This is a genomic window from Bacteroidota bacterium (assembly GCA_039714315.1).
In the GTDB taxonomy this organism is placed as follows: Bacteria; Bacteroidota; Bacteroidia; order Flavobacteriales; family JADGDT01; genus JADGDT01.
On the sequence record JBDLJM010000055.1, the window covers coordinates 1 to 18,272 of the forward strand.

Annotated in this window: 14 protein-coding genes and 1 riboswitch; of the genes, 3 read left to right on the forward strand and 11 right to left on the reverse strand. The window is 35.3% G+C overall.

Translation table 11 applies throughout. The features are described 5' to 3' along the window. The first annotated feature begins 286 nt into the window (after window positions 1-286). The gene (locus tag ABFR62_07280) at window positions 287-1,267 is read left to right on the forward strand and encodes an NAD-dependent epimerase/dehydratase family protein (GenBank protein MEN8138217.1); all 981 of its coding nucleotides are present in this window, start codon (window positions 287-289) and stop codon (window positions 1,265-1,267) included. A 2-nt stretch (window positions 1,268-1,269) separates the two neighbouring features. Then, window positions 1,270-2,016, forward strand: a complete 747-nt coding sequence (locus tag ABFR62_07285) for a CPBP family intramembrane glutamic endopeptidase (protein ID MEN8138218.1) — start codon at window positions 1,270-1,272, stop codon at window positions 2,014-2,016. A 54-nt stretch (window positions 2,017-2,070) separates the two neighbouring features. Here ABFR62_07285 and ABFR62_07290 read toward each other — a convergent pair whose 3' ends face one another. The 11 genes from ABFR62_07290 to ABFR62_07340 all read right to left on the reverse strand — a co-directional run bounded on the left by ABFR62_07290 (window position 2,071) and on the right by ABFR62_07340 (window position 17,196). Continuing rightward, window positions 2,071-2,856: a T9SS type A sorting domain-containing protein gene (locus ABFR62_07290; GenBank protein MEN8138219.1), complete on the reverse strand. Its 786-nt coding sequence runs from the start codon at window positions 2,854-2,856 to the stop codon at window positions 2,071-2,073. Window positions 2,857-2,965: 109 nt separating this feature from the next. Continuing rightward, on the reverse strand, window positions 2,966-5,410 hold the full coding sequence (locus tag ABFR62_07295; protein MEN8138220.1) for a TonB-dependent receptor: 2,445 nt from the start codon (window positions 5,408-5,410) through the stop codon (window positions 2,966-2,968). Window positions 5,411-5,459: 49 nt separating this feature from the next. Beyond that, window positions 5,460-5,553: riboswitch (TPP riboswitch) on the reverse strand. A gap of 78 nt (window positions 5,554-5,631) precedes the next feature. Then, window positions 5,632-7,203 (reverse strand): DUF4301 family protein, encoded by a 1,572-nt coding sequence (locus ABFR62_07300; GenBank protein MEN8138221.1) that lies wholly within the window; start codon window positions 7,201-7,203, stop codon window positions 5,632-5,634. Window positions 7,204-7,246: 43 nt separating this feature from the next. Then, window positions 7,247-9,052: a glycosyltransferase gene (locus ABFR62_07305; protein ID MEN8138222.1), complete on the reverse strand. Its 1,806-nt coding sequence runs from the start codon at window positions 9,050-9,052 to the stop codon at window positions 7,247-7,249. 234 nt (window positions 9,053-9,286) lie between these two features. Next, window positions 9,287-10,501, reverse strand: a complete 1,215-nt coding sequence (locus ABFR62_07310) for a cysteine desulfurase (GenBank protein MEN8138223.1) — start codon at window positions 10,499-10,501, stop codon at window positions 9,287-9,289. A gap of 161 nt (window positions 10,502-10,662) precedes the next feature. Next, the gene (locus ABFR62_07315) at window positions 10,663-10,908 is read right to left on the reverse strand and encodes a YkoF family thiamine/hydroxymethylpyrimidine-binding protein (protein ID MEN8138224.1); all 246 of its coding nucleotides are present in this window, start codon (window positions 10,906-10,908) and stop codon (window positions 10,663-10,665) included. 57 nt (window positions 10,909-10,965) lie between these two features. Further along, entirely contained in the window at window positions 10,966-11,610 is a 645-nt protein-coding gene (locus ABFR62_07320) for a class I SAM-dependent methyltransferase (protein MEN8138225.1), read from the reverse strand. Between the two features lie 286 nt (window positions 11,611-11,896). After that, window positions 11,897-12,169: a F0F1 ATP synthase subunit epsilon gene (locus tag ABFR62_07325; GenBank protein MEN8138226.1), complete on the reverse strand. Its 273-nt coding sequence runs from the start codon at window positions 12,167-12,169 to the stop codon at window positions 11,897-11,899. A 75-nt stretch (window positions 12,170-12,244) separates the two neighbouring features. Continuing rightward, a complete protein-coding gene (gene atpD / locus ABFR62_07330) occupies window positions 12,245-13,756 on the reverse strand; it encodes a F0F1 ATP synthase subunit beta (GenBank protein MEN8138227.1) in 1,512 nt (503 codons plus the stop codon). Window positions 13,757-14,045: 289 nt separating this feature from the next. Then, window positions 14,046-16,058 carry a putative porin gene (locus ABFR62_07335; protein MEN8138228.1) on the reverse strand — a complete coding sequence of 671 codons (2,013 nt, stop codon included), beginning with the start codon at window positions 16,056-16,058 and terminating at the stop codon, window positions 14,046-14,048. 253 nt (window positions 16,059-16,311) lie between these two features. After that, on the reverse strand, window positions 16,312-17,196 hold the full coding sequence (locus ABFR62_07340; GenBank protein MEN8138229.1) for a pentapeptide repeat-containing protein: 885 nt from the start codon (window positions 17,194-17,196) through the stop codon (window positions 16,312-16,314). A 173-nt stretch (window positions 17,197-17,369) separates the two neighbouring features. On the opposite strand from ABFR62_07340, the gene ABFR62_07345 reads away from it, so the two are divergent. Beyond that, entirely contained in the window at window positions 17,370-17,828 is a 459-nt protein-coding gene (locus tag ABFR62_07345; GenBank protein MEN8138230.1) for a DUF4268 domain-containing protein, read from the forward strand. The last annotated feature ends 444 nt before the right edge of the window (window positions 17,829-18,272 follow it).

The following is an 18,272-nucleotide window of genomic DNA, read 5'->3' on the forward strand; positions in this document are numbered from 1 at the left end:
TTTCATATGTTAATAATTTTATGTTTTGGCCATCACGCTTAATGCGTGACAGGAAATGGTGTTCGAAAGACAAAATTTTTTTATTCCCCTGTGAGTCAAAATTGTTAAAATTTTGTCATGCTCGTTTCATCTCTTTTTATATCTTGTATGAGGGTTGATATTAATCAAAGAAAGTATAATTTTTTGATATGGAGAGATCAATCATATTTATGTCTAAAACAATATTATATTAGTATACATTTTAAATAGCATTATCTGTAATTCATTGATCTAAAAGCAAACTTATATGAAAATTTTTGTTACCGGAGCAACGGGGTTATTGGGGAGTAATCTTGTCAGGGAACTTATTAAACGAGGTCATGAATTAAGAGTTCTCACCCGGCCCAGTAGTAACTTGAGTACGCTTGAAGGCTTGGCGTTGGAGAAGGTTACCGGTGATCTACTCGATTGTAACTCGCTCAGGAAAGCTGCCGGTGATGCGGAAGCAATTTTTCATCTTGCTGCTAATACAAATATATGGCCATCCAGAAGTGAAATGGTAAACCTCGTTAATATTGAAGGCACCAGAAATATAATATGCTTAGCAGAGGAGTTAGGTATAAAGAGACTGATACATGTTGGTACTGCAAATTCTTTCGGTTATGGTACTAAAGAAAATCCCGGAAATGAAGATAAAGAGTATATGGGATTGAAGTATGGTATCGATTATATGGATAGTAAATGGAGGGCTCAGCAACTTGTAATAAATGCAGTAAGGGATGGGTTGCCGGCCTTGATTGTGAATCCAACTTTTATGGTAGGAGCATATGATTCTGCTCCTAATGCAGGAGCGATGATTCTTGCGGTTCACTCGCAAAAATTACCGGGATATTCACCGGGAGGAAGAAATTTTATATGTGTTGAAGATGCAGCTATAGGCGTTGCCAATGCATTAGATAAAGGGAATATCGGCGAAAGCTACATAATAGGAAATGAAAATCTCAGTTATAAAGAAGTATTCCGTAAAATTGCCTCTGTTGTTGGAGTGGAGGCTCCTAAAAGAAGAATACCAAAATTGGGGGTGTTAGCTTTTGGAATGTATGGATCGTTAATGTACAGAATTACCGGAAGGAAGCCACTTGTTTCATATTCTATGGCAAAACAGTCTTGTGAAGGATTTTACTATTCTTCAGAAAAGGCAATTAGGGAGTTGGATTTGCCCCAGACAAAAATAGAATATGGGATACAAAGTAGTTTTGATTGGTTAAATGCAAATGGCTATGTGTGATAATGTTTGAGTTTTTTAACATAGATATGGCGTTCAACAGGCTCGATTTAAGAGTTGTCATACCTGTTATTGGGACCTTGCTTGGCTTCATGGTGTTTTGGTTTACTCAGAAATCAGACAAGTTAAAAGAACAATATCGTGAAAAATATGGAGAGGATCGCGGATCAGCTAACTTTATAATGTTTACCAGATATTTAGGAGCTTTCTCTATGGGGGTATTGCCGGCATCAATATTTTTTATTGTTTTTCCCGAGACTACTTTTTTGAAACTAGGTATGGGTGTTTACACAGAAACCTTGATTTCTACTATAGTATGGATTGTTGGGCTTAGCATCGTAATAATTCCAATTGTTTATTTCAGTGCGAAGAAAAGTGAGAATCTGACTAATTATCCGCAAATAAGATCACGCGTTTGGAACAGGAAAATGGTGTTAGGTAATCTTGCATCCTGGGCGGTATATCTGTTGGGATATGAATTTTTATTCAGAGGCTTATTACTTTTTCCTCTTGTTGAAGAGTTAGGTCTTTGGCCGGCGGTTGCAATTAATATAGCGCTATATTCAGGAACTCATATTCCCAAGGGCTTAAGTGAGACTACAGGTGCAATTCCTTTGTCTATAGTTTTGTGTCTTTTGAGTGTAAATACAGGCACAATTTGGATTGCGTATTTTGTACATCTTGTAATGGCATGGACAAACACAACTGTTGCACTAAAGTATAATTCTGAAATGCAATTTGTTAACAGGTAAAACAAAGTCAAGACAGAAATGCCCTGACTCTGTTTTATGCCATAATTTTTATGCTTATTCTACTACGAGTTTCTGTAGCCAGTTTCTCTTACCAATTTTAACTTCCAGAACGTAAACTCCGGCATCAGCATTAATTAATGGTATTTGATTGCTGAATTTACCGTCAAAACCTGAATTTTTCTCATAGAATATTTTCTTTCCTTCAGCGTTTTTTATCGATAACTCGAGAGCATCTTTTTTAGTTTCAAATTCCAAAAACAGTCCTCTTCTTATCGCCTGAATTTTAAGGATAGTAAATTCTATTTCCTTTTCCTGTATGTTGTTAAACTCTTTTGTGTCTTCATCGGATTTAGAGAAATCGTAAACAGAAATTTTTCCTTCCGGGAACATCATAGGTCTAAATGGTCGTGTATGTATATTATGTGGTATTCTTCCGGGTCTTCTTTTACCTTCGTGTAGCATCATAAAATCATCGTCCATATCGAATTGAAAAGTATAATCTTCCTGATCGGAATTCATCCACATCATTTTACGTTTACCTGCTCTTGAGGCCATAATGTCGGAATCAACTTTAACTTCAATATTGTCGATCTCGTCTTTGCTTATTCCTGCTTTTCTCAAAGCTTCTCTAACAGTTAAGTCAGTTCCTTCTTCATCTAAAACTACTTTTCCGTCTTTCATTACAATGACTTTGGTAGTTTTGTTCTGTTCACCATCTTTTTCGATGATTTTTTTCTCAACTTTTACATCTACTTTCTTTTCGTTCGACTTTTCCTGAGCCATTACGGTATAGCCTGAAAATAAAGTGACAAGTACCAGTGATAATACAACCTTACGCATAATATATTTCTTTTATAGTTTAATTTCGATAATCAAAATTACGTAAGATGGTTGAAGATAATAGTTAAGGTATTGATATTTAGTGTTAAAGATTGTTAAGTGAAAAAATCTAAATTTTCAGTCTTAAGCCTAAAAGGAAATTAATCCCTGCCTGTGGGAAGTATCCGGCCATATCGTAATATCCGGGTTTATCGCTTTTAGTAGAGTATTTATCTCCGAATGACCCGTCATAAGACCCGTCACCGGACTTGTATTTGTATGCCCAGGCATTTGTCTCGTATTTTTGGTCGAAAATATTGTTTACAATAGCCGTAATAGCAACTTCTTCGAACAGAGCTATGTTGAACTTGTACTCGGCTTTGAAATTATTTACAAAGTACGCATCAAGTTTTCTCAAGTTGTTTTCTGTATTATCAATAAATTGTTCTCCAACATATTTAGAGATAATATTAAATGAAAGACCTTTCAGAGGAGTAATTGTAAAGTTTGAAGCGGCTACTACATCAGGGGCAAAAGCCATTTTTGTATTTGTAAATGTTTCCGGTATCTGCGTCCAGTTGTCCCAGTCGTCGATATACTCTGTATATTCTTTAATAATACTTTGGGAGTAGGATATATTTGCATTCCATCTTAGCATAGAGGATATTTTCCATGCAGCAGCCAGTTCAATTCCGGCTCTGTAGCTATCAGGTACATTTGTTCTTATATAGTTTCCAACATCATTAAGCTTGCCGGTAGAAATTAACTGATTTGTGTATTGCATGTAATACGCATTGGCTTCAAGAATAAGGTTAGAACCGGAAAACTTATATCCTGCCTCCAGATCATTCATGTATTCTGCTAACGGAACCTGATCTATAGGGTTTTCGGTATAATCACCTCTATTCGGTTCTTTAGCTCCTTTAGCAAATGAGAAAAACACCGATGAATTATCGTTGATAGAATAGTTTATACCTGCTTTTGGAAGGATGAAGTTATGCGAATCGCTTTCAGGAATAGGATTCCCTTCATCGGTTAATCCCTGAAATTTGTAATTAATTCTTCTGTATTGTAAATCTAAGTAGATGTTGAAATGGTCATCTATTTGTTGATTAACTTTAGAATAGAAGTTGCAATCGGTCTTTGTAGCTGAATTTCGGTAGTATTCATGGAGAGGATCTATATCTTGTACAGGTGCTTCTTTTACCCAAAGTACTTTGCCGAAGTGATCTCCTTCATATTTATTGAGCCCACCACCAATAACTATGTTTGTTGACTCTTTGTTATAAGTGAAGTTGAAAACACCCCCATAAAAGTGATTGTCAAGCCATTTTTGACGTACTAAAGCAGATTTTTCAATTTTGTTGCCCGCTTCATCAGTAACAATTATTCCATACTCATCAAGGTCTTCTCCATCTTCGTAGTAGCCATTTTTAAATTGTTCATAGTATCCTGAGCCTCTCACGTAAAAACCTGCAATATCCGAATTCCAGTTTTCTGAAATTTTCTGATTATAGAATAATTGATAATGTGTTTGGTGGTAATTATCTATCTCGTTTTTATAAGTATAGTTGTTATATGTTCTTAAGTTGTTGTTGCTTAAGTAGTTTTTTGGAACTCCATTCCATGCCTGGTATGTGTTTTCTTTTCCGTCGATGTAATTGAAAATTACAGAGTTGTTATCACCGTAATATGAACCTGATAAGAAAACAGATTGCAAATCAACTTTAGCTCTATCAATAAAACCGTCTGTGTGAATTTTTGAAGCACGTGCATCTATAGTAAATTTTCCGACCAGTAATCCTGAACCGGCTTTAAGGTTGTATTTTTGAGTGTTAAATGATCCATAAGTTCCATTTAATTCAGCGTAAGGATCTTTATTTATTGCATTTGTTCTCAGGTTTATTGAGGCACCAAAGGCCCCGGCGCCATTAGTAGATGTACCTACACCTCGTTGTATTTGAATATCTTCTAATGAAGAAGCAAGATCTGGCATATTTACCCACCAAACTCCATGTGATTCAGCATCGTTCATTGGAATTCCGTTCATTGTTACATTTATGCGGGTATTGTCAGATCCTCTGATCCTCATATTCGTATATCCTACACCGTTTCCTCCATCGGAGGTAGAAACGTACGAAGGAGTAAGTTCCATTAGTATAGGTATATCCTGACCGAGATTTCGGGTGTTAATTTCTTCTTTTGTGATGTTTGTGTAGGCTACCGGAGTTTTGCTCGATGCTCTTGTTGCTGTTACGGTTATTTCATCAGTTAGAAATGCACTTGTCTCCAGAATAATTTCAAGTTTTCTGTTTGAATCAACTTTCACTTTTTCCCGATGGGTTGTCATTCCCACGAATGTTACTGTGACAGAGTAATTTCCGGCTCTTAAATTTTTAAAGCTGAATTCTCCTTTTGAGTTTGTTGCTTTTCCAAGATTAAGTTCTTTAATAACCACATTTGCGCCAACAACAATCTCATTGTTTTGGTCTATTACAGTTCCCGATAATGAAATTTGTGCATTCAGCCAATTTGAACTAATCAGCAGTAGTATTAAAATGTAATAATTCTTCATAGAAGTAAATGGTTTGCTTCAAATGAAGGGGCGAATTTTGAATGTATTATATATAAATTTTACATATCCCTTACCGGAATTACCCGGTCAGGTTCAATGGGTTTGATCTCAGCCCGAATAGTAGGGCACCCCTTTTGAGATTTTAAGCAAAAGTATAATATATAATTGAGATGTAATAAAAAAGAGGAGATAATTCTCCTCTTTTTTAGTTTTTATTAAGTTTAATTGCTATTCGTGCTTGACAGCGATTGATGTTCAGGACGTAGAAGGTCGTTTACCGTTTTTACAGGGTTAAATGTAGTATCGGGAACTTCAACAAAAATTGTGTTCCAGTCAGACATTGCACCATTCCAAAGCCCGGGGTGTTCTAAAGCTTTTAAAGTTTTTCCGTCCTTCGATTTCTCAGAAATAAACCCTGTATTATCGTCTATAAAATTATTTAAGTCCAGAGCCACGCCAGACCAATCTTTGAAAGAACAAACAATGTCGACAGGATTAAAATGAGTAGAACGCGATACTATATCTTTCTGGTCTTTATTGTTCATGTCTACCTGGGCACTTTCTACAATCTGTAAGCTTATTTCCCCATGTTTGTTTTTTACCCAGAAAGGTCCTCCCCCCGGTTCACCCTCATTTTTTACCATTCCACAAACTCTAAGTGGTCTGTTTAAAATTCTTTTTAACTCTTCGATCTTTTTTTCTGCATCCAGCTGATAATAGCTTTTGGGTAATATGACAGATAACTGTACTTCTATGAATTGCTCAATTGCTTCAATCGTATCATTGGTATAGTCGCCGGCCACTATCCTCGACTGGTATGAGTTAATTATCCTGTTGGCAGTCAGTAATAATCCCCCAATAATTTTTTTATACCTGATAGTGTTTTGTTTTAGAAAATCGGGTACTACATTGTCAATATTTTTAATAAAAATGATGTCTTCTTCCAGTTTATTCAGGTTTTCGATAAGGGCACCATGGCCACCCGGACGGAACAAAATACTACCATCTTCATTTCTAAAAGGTTCGTTGTTGTTGTCAACTGCAATAGTGTCGGTTGATGCTGACTGGTAGCTATATGATATATTATATTTTACATTAAAATCAGATTCGTATTTATCTATTTTTGAATCAACCAATTCTTCGAATAACTCTCTGTGTTCCTGCGAAATTGTGAAATGAATATTAACATTACCATCTGCTTGTCTTGCATATCTTGCCCCTTCAACCAAATGTTCTGAAACAGCCGTACGGTATTTGTTATAATAAAAATGAAATGCCAAAAGTCCTTTAGGTTTGTTGTTGTAGTTAAGCCCGACATCTGTAAGAAGGTACTTTAGAACTGTCTTATATTTTTCATTTTCGGATAAAAGATCGTATTTTATTCCTGCATTTTCAATAGTATCCATCAACTCGTTATAAAAAGCAAAGCGATATAACTTTTCGAAAAATTCTTTTACACTTTTTAGTCCGTTATCTTTCACGAAACTGTCAAAGTTGTCATTATCTATGTCGAATTCATTGTAAAAAGAAGTCAAATCCTTAAACATACGTGAAGCTGCACCCGAAGCTGGTACGAATTTCGTAATACTGTGACTGACTGTTCCTTGATCATATGTTTCCTCATATCGTTTCTCTCTATGAGGTTTTAATACATATATCCCATCATTCTCAGTAGCAGGTCTGATAAGTTTCATATACGGGAAGCCATTTTTAAATCTATCTAACTGTTTCCCGATTATATCTTTGTTGATTCCTAAATTGTCTATCTGATTTAAATCTCTTTCTTTTAGCATTTGTGTTGTAACTTTAGGTTAACTTTTCCTTTAGATTATATTTTTATGATTTTGTTATAGCCATTTCGTAGGCTTCCACATAAAATTTAATTAATTTTTCCCAATCGAATTCAGTAGAAAAGGCCTCCGACTTATTTCTTTGAATGATTCTTTCATGCGGTGTCGAATTTACAAAATTGTAGAGCATTCCTGCGAGCTGATCTGCTGATTCTTCAAAATTTTTGAAAACTCTGTCAATTACCTGAACTCCGTCCTTTATAGTGCCTTCGGTTTCGCTATGTACAAAATCTCCAAAGCCGGCTAAGTTTGAAGTAATTGTTGGTAACCCGCTGGCCAGACATTCTAAAGGAGTGTAGCCCCATGGTTCGTAATAACTGGGGAATACTCCCAAATGGCATCCTCTTACAAATTGATTGTAATCGAGCCCGAATAGGGGATTTGACTCTGAGATAAAATCAGGATGATAAATAACTTTGACTTTGTCGGACTCTTTATTCAGTAAATTAGATTTTCTCAAAAACTCCAAAACCTCGTCTTTTGAATCGTCAATCAGGTTGTGAGTAATTACAGGAGGGAGCCTGTCTGATTTCCAGTCGTTGAGAGATCTCCTGTATCGTAATCGCCAATAATCATCTACAAAATCATTTAAATTTGGCAGTATTGGATTATCGGGGTTTGCTGCTGCTGCCACAAACAGTTTTTCCTTTATTTCCTTGGAGATTGATGATACTCCTTTTCTCAGCTCTTCCATTACTCCCCTCGATTGTAGAACTTCTGGATTAATAGAGTGGAAAGGACGTTTGCTGATAATAAACAGGATGACTGTTTTATCACTACCGGCTTCTTTCAGCATGTAGTTTAGTCTGGCCATGGATTCTAATGTCAGATCATAGCCTTTGTTTTTATATTCAAACCTTCCTGAAGTAAAGAGGTATATCGTATTTTTTAAATCGAATGAGTAATTATGGAAAAAATGCCCCATTGTAAAACGGTGAATCTTTTCTTTGTGTTCTTTGTGAAGAACCTCAATTTTATGTGTGGCCATGAACCTTTCTATATTGAGGCCGTTAGGCAAAATAGTATCCGGTGTTCTGCCCAATAAATGAGTACATTCTTTACCTGTAATATTGCTTACTGTGGTTAATACATCAGAATTATGTGCAGCCAATCTCTCGAAACTTACCTGCGGTAAGATATTGAAATGTGCTGCTTCTTTAAACCAATTATAGAATGGCAAATGATTATAAAAATTATCATCGTTCATTGCCAAATATCTTCCTAATATAGTAGCATGTGTTGTAAAAATCACCTTATACGGAAGATTGTGGTATTTTAATTCTGCAAGGTGCGAAACTGCCATCCATTCATGATAGTGTATTAATACATCCTGGGCGTTCCAGTCGTGCATCTTGGCAAAATTTTCGAAAAAGATATGAGTTAATTCGCCAAAAGCGATTACGTCGTCGAATAATTCATCAGTACTATCAAAATTAATCTGGTAGCGTGACGATATTTTATTTTTAATTTCAAAAAGCCTGTTTTTAATACTTTCTGTGTTAAACAATATTGCTTTAGGGCGTCCTGATATAAGCCATGTTCCATAATGAACATCCAGCCCCATATCCCACATTTTTTTTATTGCCCAACCAACTGGGGTTTCCGGTAGTGGATTATGTTCGAATTCTGAATCGGCTTTGTTGGAAAAATATGGTCCTATAACAGTGTAATTGTCACCAAGTCTTTTTGTTATTGCAGGTACTTTTGACCTTATTACAGTATAAATACCTCCAACCTGATTACATACTTCCCAAGCAGTTTCAAATATAAATGACCTATCTAAATATTGCATACTATATATTCTGATGAAATGATTATTTTATGTAGCCATAAAATTACTAAATCTATAGTAAAAACAGTATGCCTTTGCAGTGAAAATATTTTGCATAATAAATACTTTGTTAGTATTTGTTATGTGTTTAATAGTGTTTTGTTTACTGAAACATTTTAAACAGGTATTAGGGGTTATAATAAGTAAGTTTTAGAATGCTACGTTGGATGAGGTGTATTTTTATCTGGCATTAAATTATCCCAGCATCATTTTTACTCTTTCCATAGCGTTAATGAAAGTGTCAATCTCATCTTTAGTGTTGTAAACTGCGAATGAAATTCTGACTGTTCCCGGAATTTTGAAGAAATCCATAACTGGCTGCGTGCAGTGTTGTCCGGTTCGAACAGCAATTCCCAATTTATCCAGAATAGCTCCTACATCAGAAGGGTGACATCCTTTTAGGTTGAATGATATTACGCCGGCTTTGCTTTTGGATGTGCCATATATTTCTATATTGCCTAATTTATTTAGTTTGTCAGTAGCGTAGGTTAATAGTTCGTTTTCCTGTTGTGCAATATTATCTAATCCTATATTATTCATGAAATCTATGGCTGCACCCATTGCTATATTTGCTTCGATATTGGGTGTTCCGGCCTCAAACTTGAAGGGAGTTTCGGCATAAGTGCTCTTTTCGAGATTTACCTCTTTAATCATTTCACCCCCTCCTTGATAAGGACTTAAAGTGTTTAGGATACTTTCCTTTCCATATAAAATACCAACACCTGTTGGGCCATATGCTTTATGGCCTGAAAACACAAAAAAATCAGCATCTAAATCCCTGAGATCAACTTTCATATGAGGAACTGACTGTGCTCCGTCTATCAGTACCCAGGCATTGAAGTTATGTGCTTTCCTTATGATTTCCTTTACAGGGTTTATTGTGCCTAAAGCATTTGAGACATGGTTAATGGCGACAATTTTTGTTTTTTCGGATAGAATTTTGTCATATTCTTCCATTACTAACTCCCCTTTACTGTTGATAGGAATATATTTTAGTGCAGCTCCGGTAACTTCGCAAGCCATTTGCCACGGGACTATATTTGAGTGGTGTTCCAGAGCAGAAATGATTACTTCATCTCCTTTTTTTAGGATGAACCTCATGGCATGAGCTATAATATTGATACCTTCGGTTGTTCCTTTAGTGAATATTATTTCTCTTTCCGATTTTGCGTTGAGGTGTTTTTGAATAGTTATTCTTGAGTCCTCCATAGCAATTGTTGCTTTCTGGCTCAATGTGTGAATTCCTCTATGGACATTAGAGTTTATTTTCAGGTAATAGTCTGAAATGGTATTGATAACCTGATTAGGTGTTTGTGATGTTGCTCCGTTATCGAAATATATAAGATCGTGTTTGTAAAGTTCTTGATTTAGTATAGGGAACTGTTCGCGTACTGAATTAATATCTATCATCGTAATCATTGTTATTTGTGTAGCAAATGTAACAGTAAAATAATTAATAGTGCAGTATAGAATATGAAAATTTTGTTACTTCCTTCGGCCTTGCTCAGGGGTAATGAGTACCGGGTGCCGGGTTGGGTTGCGCTTTTTGATTTTATGCGTTTCGAATAAAATTACTCCACTTTACAGCCATTAGAAATTTTAATTACAATAGAACTTTTCAGTTCTTCGAAAGATGATTTTATTGAGCTGTTTAAACAGCTCATAACATCGTCATATTCGCCCCAGAGGAGTGTGCTCATGTGGTTGTATTCAAATTCTATTCCTTCGAAACTATTGATTTGATTTATGAAATTCATTACTTTTTTGTTGTACTCTGCATCAAGGGGATAGAGACTTATTTCTGCTGATATTTTCATTATCCGATTAGTTAAATGTGTAACTGCTATATATAAATTGTTTCTAAGAGGTATTATTTATTGGTTGTTTTTGACGAATCCGACAATCATTGCAGGTTCTGTATTTTTATCATCGGCTGTAATTTCAAAATTTTCATTCAAATAGGCAGCTTTGCAGAATTTGGGTGTTCCAATTTTTTGGAGTCTTTTTTTTAAACCATCTAAGCTAAAAAAGTTTGCATTTGCGAAAGTTGGGTTGTCTTTTTTATTGATTCCGATTATTGATTTACTGTTAAGTACGGCTGCGATGAAATGTCCTTCCGGTTTTAATACCCTTTTTATTTCCGAGAAAGTTTTGTCCGGATCGGTACTGAACTCCAGGGAAGTTATGGCGATAATTGCATCTTTAGAATTATCGTCAAAATTTAAATCAAACATATTCATTGCTTTGAACGTGCTGTTGGGAATGTTTTTTTCTTTGGCTTTTTCCAACATTTTCTCTGATATATCTATCCCTAATACTTCGAATCCCTGTTCGCTTAACCATTTTGACCAATGACCGGTTCCTGAACCGAGCTCAAGAATTTCTCCTTTTGGTATTGTATCCAGAAATTTTTTCACACATTGTTTTTCCTCAGTATCAATCTTTTTACCGGTTTTAGTTTTATAGAAATCATCGTAAGTACCTGCCACCATGTTGAAGTTATAGATAGATCCCATCATTGCATTTTATTTTTTATTACAGCCCGAATCAAATTTATTAAACATTTATTAATTTCATGGAATTACGACTTTATTTTCTGGCAGGGATAGCAGCGGCAGCTTTATTGGTGAAAATGTTGTGAAGCTTACTTGTAGAGAGCGACCCCGGGAGCTCTTCGAAAAGTTTAGCTGAACACATTTCTCAGTAATAAACTATAGCGAATAGCCCGTTGAGCCAGCCTGATAAAACAAAAAAATCCGTACAAACATTTGTTTATACGGATCTTTGATGAATATTATAATTTTATTATGAAGGCAGAATGATCACTTTATTATCGTTCATTTCTACAACTCCACCTTTAATTTTTAGAGAATAATTATTCCCTTCTGCTGTAAGGGTGTCGTATTCGGCTTCAAGTGGATGTGTGATCACGAATTTCACGATTCCTTCAGTAAGTGTAGAAAGAATAGCTGCGTGATTATTCAACATCTGAAATTCTCCATTTGCCCCCGGAACAGTAACTGAAGCTACTTGGCCCTTAAAAAGAACTTTTTCAGGAGAAATTATTTCTAAATACATGTTATTAAAGTTCAAAGTTAAAAGTTAAAAGTTAAAAGTTTAGATAAATCCTCTTTTTTACTTTTGTCTTGATGATTATGAAGCAGCCTCTTCAAGCATTTTCTTACCTTTTTCGATAGCCTCATCGATGCCTCCAACAAGGTTAAATGCTGTTTCAGGATACTGATCAACTTCTCCATTCATAATCATGTTGAAGCCTTTTATTGTATCTTTTATATCAACAAAAACACCTTTCAACCCTGTAAATTGCTCTGCTACGTGGAATGGCTGAGATAAGAAACGCTGAACACGACGTGCGCGGTGAACAACTAACTTATCTTCCTCAGATAATTCGTCCATACCCAGAATGGCAATAATATCCTGAAGTTCTTTATATCTCTGTAGAATCTCTTTTACTTTCTGCGCTGTGTTGTAGTGCTCGTTACCAAGAACTTCAGCATTCAAAATTCTCGAAGTAGAATCCAATGGATCCACAGCCGGGTAAATACCTAATTCAGCAATTTTACGAGACAATACTGTTGTTGCATCCAGGTGGGCAAAAGTTGTTGCCGGAGCCGGATCGGTAAGGTCATCGGCAGGTACATATACCGCTTGAACCGATGTAATAGATCCGTTTTTAGTAGAAGTAATACGCTCCTGCATCGCACCCATCTCAGTGGCAAGTGTAGGCTGGTATCCTACGGCCGATGGCATACGTCCAAGAAGGGCAGATACCTCTGAACCTGCTTGTGTGAAACGGAAAATGTTATCGATAAAGAAAAGGATATCTTTCCCTTGTCCGTCACCTTCACCATCACGGAAATATTCGGCTAAAGTAAGACCCGATAAAGCCACACGAGCACGTGCCCCCGGAGGCTCGTTCATCTGACCAAATACGAAAGTTACTTTTGAATTTTTTAGTTCGTTTTTATCAACTTTAGAAAGATCCCATCCGCCTTCTTCCATTGATTTGTCGAATTCCTCTCCGTACTTGATAATTCCTGATTCAATCATTTCACGAAGCAAGTCATTCCCTTCACGAGTACGCTCACCAACACCTGCAAATACCGATAGACCACCGTGTCCTTTTGCAATGTTGTTTATTAATTCCTGAATCAATACGGTTTTACCAACACCGGCACCACCAAATAATCCAATCTTACCACCTTTTGCATAAGGTTCGATAAGATCGATTACTTTAATACCTGTGAAAAGTACTTCTGATGATGTAGAAAGTTCTTCGAATTTAGGAGCCGGACGGTGAATAGGCAAACCATTTTCTTTTGGCAGATTACCCAGTCCATCAATTGCATCACCTGTTACGTTGAACAAGCGACCTCTGATATCCTCTCCAATTGGCATTTTTATAGGAGAACCTGTAGCGATAACGTCATGACCTCTGTTAAGACCATCAGTTGCACTCATCGTAATACATCTTACTGTATCTTCTCCAATATGTTGTTGCGCTTCTAATACAATTACACTACCATCAGCTCTTCTTATCTCCAGTGAGTCTAGGATTTTGGGTAGTTCAGCTGTTTCTGTATCGAATTTAACGTCCACAACAGGACCGATAATCTGCGATACTTTACCGATAAATCTTGACATTTATAGCTATAGTTTATGTTATTTCAATTTTGATTTATATAGTCAGATGCAAAAGTAATTTTTTTGATATAATACACCAGTTTATTGAAATAAATTTTCAGATAATTTTACAATTTCTATGATCTTAGACATATCTTCTCAGGAAATTACTCAATTTATGTATGGATTTCCAGTTTAGAAAAACACCTTATTAGGTTAAATAATCAGTTGATTTTCAGGATGTATAAGGTGTAAAACAGGAGAGAGGCAAGTTTATATGTATTTAGTCATCTTGCCGTGTATTATAAGTTTAAGTAAAGAAATTCCAAACTAATCCAAATCTGATACTTAGATCTGCCCCCGGATAATGAGGAGCTGAGAAGTAATTATAATTCCCTGCCGGAGATGTGAAATTTTCTACTTCGAAGAAAATACGTATTGTTCTGATTCTTGCATTAAAGAAGAAGTTGAATAGGGGGTAATTTCCAATTTTAGTGTCATTCTCAGGAGGTGAACCTAAATAAAAAGTTCCTTCTGTATTGTTAGTATTTATTTCGTTTCCCGGTCTGTAATATGCTCCTATCAAAGGGTTGTAACTGTAAGAAGAGAACTCAGTAAAATACTTAACAGAAACCCCGGTTTGGACCTGTAAAGCATGTCTGAACCAGTCATCCTGATAATAAATTGTGTTTCTGGTAACTATTTCAGGTATTCTTAATACTTCTTCTCCCGAAAGTACTTTTTGGAATACAGTTCTAGTGTCGAGCCCAAAAACTCCAAATTTAATGTCCTTATGAATGCCTGTTTCGATGAGATTAATAACCTCGTCGTACTGAACGGTCTTTACGGGTACAACCGCATTTTCAGGAATTTCATGTCCGTCCTCCACATCCTCGTAAGGAATACCGGCGTCGAAGAAAGTATAATTAGAATGAATTACATATCTGATATGGGCATCAACCCACTTAGGAGATTCAAAACTAAACTTAAAGTCAAGTTTGTTTTGTTTTTCTAATAGGTTAAAATAGTTGTATTGCTTATAATTGCTCTGGTAAAGCCAGAATTGAGATTCCGGATAATATGAATAAATACCCAGGCTTGCGCTTAGTTTATGTTCTTGAAAGAGCTTATAGTTAGCTTGTCCAAACAGTTCAAAAGCATCGATATATTTTCCTGAAATATTATAGCTTCCGTGTGCCTCTATATCTAAGTTCTCCAGGGGAAATATTCTACCCGAAGCTTTCATGCTTACGGTGCTACCTTTCATATAGGCAGGAATAACCTGATTGTCGCTTATTACTTTTAAAGTGTCATAGCCGTAATTCTGATAGTTATATCCTATTCCGGCCTTTAGGTAAGAACGACCGTGTTTACCTCTTACTCCCATAAGTAAATCATTCTGGAGGAATTGGTAACTTGTACTGTCATTAGTTTCGGAAGTATTGAACACATCGCTGCCAAAGAAATATTTATTAGTACTAACCTTGTCGGAGTATTTAAAATACTTAGTTTCGGCATTCCCTATATGTTGTATAAAAGCACGGCCTCCCAATTCGCTGATCTCAAAAGGCAACATATAATAGTGATTAATATATAGTCTTTTACCTTTTAACAGTGAGACTGATTCTCTCTCAAGATTCATTGAAAATGCAGTACGGGTAGCGAAGTCAGGATTACCTGTAGTAAATAATAAGTCATCTTCAATTCCTCCACTTTCATTATTTAGCAGATCCTGAAAGACTACATGAGCTTTTAAACGATAGTTTCTGTTTTTAGTTTTGTAATTAACAGTTGCCTGCATGTTGCCCTGACTTGTTAAACTATTTTTGTACCTGCCAACAGATCGCAATCCTTTGTATCCAACAGAAAAGTTAAGGTTGGGGTTGATATTTGCTGCAAATATGGCATCTAGAAACTGTCCTCTGTAATAGCCTGTTCTTAAAGCTAGTTCAGTAAAAGGTGTGGCAACGTCGTAATAGTTTATATCTTCTTTTTCGAGGAAGTTTTGTTGTTTGGTTTTGAATCCAATTTGTGGAATCAAAGAATGTCCTTCCTGATAGGAAAGCAGATTGTAGTTTTCTCCCTGGTTTGCAAATTTTAGAAGTAGAAGATCGTCTTTTCTTAAAAGATTGTGACGAAAATACTTTTTTATAGTCAATGTGCTATCCACATGGGTAGAGTCTCCGTCGTAATGATAAATTTTATATCTCTGAATTGAATCTTTGCTCACTCCCTTATACCAATCTAAAGGGTCGATAGTTGATTGCGAAAAAACCGGTAACGCAAACAGTGTTAAAGATATAAATGATAGGATTTTCTTCACAGATAGATATTTTCTCTAATTATTATCAGTTATATGGCTTGGCATATGTACGGAAGCAAATTTAGTTTAAATTTTTATTTATGTTTTATGATTTACGCTTTTTTAAAGGTTTGGCAGGTTCGGAGTGATTATCTGTGAGGTAAGCATTGATATAGATTGACTTCATGGCCGACAAGCTAAAATGAAAAAGCAATTTATCTACTTTAGTTACAGTGAGATAAATTGCTTTAATTAATATTGGTAAATTATAGAGTTACCAGCTTCTTTTGTCGAAAATACCATTTGCTCCATTAGCATATTTATGATCTATACTTCCATTTATTGTCAGTCCTTCGAAAACCAGCGGTTGAGAAAAGTTAGTGTATTTAAAGTCTACATCCTGCATCGTTGCATTTTTGAATGAAACACCCGATGAGAAATTTGTGTACTTAAATTCTGCAAGACCATCAAAGTTTGAGTTTTCAAAGTTTATGCGTCCATCAAAGTTAGTATACTTGAATATTGCTATATTTTGAAAGTTACTTCCAATGAAACGTACATCGTCATCGAAGTTAGTATACTTAAATATTGCTTCCTTTTTAAATATTACTCCATTGAATGAAGTTTTTTCTTCAAAATTTGTGTATTTGAAGTTTGCATCGTCGTTGAATTTAGATTTTGTAAAATCTGAATTAGATTCGAAGTTTGTGTATTTAAACTCAACATAATCATCGAAAGTAGAAGATTGAAAATTAACTAATCCGTAAAAAGTAGTGTATTTAAATGTTACCTCTTTATTGAAAGTACAATTATTGAATGTCACAGGATTCTTAAATTTAGTAATATAGAGAATGTCATCATCTTCCTTATTTAAATATCCGGTTACACTTCCTCTGAAATTACAATTTTCAAATTCAATTTTTTGTTCTATTGTGATGATAATTTTTTCATCATCAATATCAAACCATCCGTCTCCTTTCTTTTCAATATTATTTTTTAGCGAAGTAAGGTCCAGGTCTCCATTTATTGTCATGTTTTTATAGGAGATGATTTCTCCGGAGTCAATTTTTCTTAAAATGTCTTCTGCGTCGATAGTGTTTTGCGAGAATCCTATAGTCGCAATTAGCATTAAGTTTATTATGAGGATAATCTTTTTCATCTTATATATATTTATACAGTGTTAATTTTCTTTTATACCTATAAGACGTTCAAATTATATAGGTGTTGCAAATGTTAGTGTAATAAATTAATACAATCCTTTATTCTTTTAAATTATTAAGTTTGTAACTTAATAACCTGAGTTTGACGAGAGAATTAAAATACAGATAATTAATGTTTAGTAAGGAAGAAGCAAGAAAAATACGTCAGGACTTTTGGATAACATTTGGCAAAAGGACAGCTCTTATGAAAACAGAGTATGGAGAAAAGAAAAGGTGGATACAATTCAATACCGGAATTAAGGATCTTTCTTTTAAGTTTGAGGCCGAAAGAAAATTTGCAAGAGTATGCATAGACTTCGAACAGCGCGATTTTGATAAGAAAGTAGCTTATTGGGAGAAATTTGAGAGCTTAAAGACTCTAATAAACGATTCAACTCCCTGTGATTTAACCTGGGAAGAGTTTTTTATGCTCGATAATGGTAAGGAAATCTCCAGGATTTATTGCCAGCTCGACGGCGTAAGTTTATATAATCAACAAAAATGGCCGCAGATATTCGATTTCTTCATCGAAAACATGACACCAATCGAAGAAGTGTTTATAGAATATAAAGACTTTATTAAGGATATATAATTTTGCGCCTTATCCTGCTGTCCGCTTCTACGCTTCGTCGCTAAAGACTTTCACAATAGTTTTGCCATGGTCTCTTCCCTAAAGTCAGAGCCACGGCAAAATTTTGTTCAATGTCTTTAGCTCCTGTAGGGTAACGCTGCCATCAGGGGCGTTTGTTGATTAGTGATAGTGTAGTTTACTATATATATTAAATATAAGTATAGTTTAGCTCATTAGATATTCTTCTGTCCATACAGCGCAAGGTCAATTAAATCATTATATAATATCAACCCTATGTAGTTTACCTGATCAAAGCTACTGTGTTTACCCTCAAAAAACAGCATTTCATCAGTAAATACGGTTTAATTTAAAAAAAGCTTCAAAAACACTTGCGGGGAATGCAAATCTTACTACTTTTGCACCCGCTTTGAAAAACAAATAACGTTTTTCTTTAAGTGAGCAGAA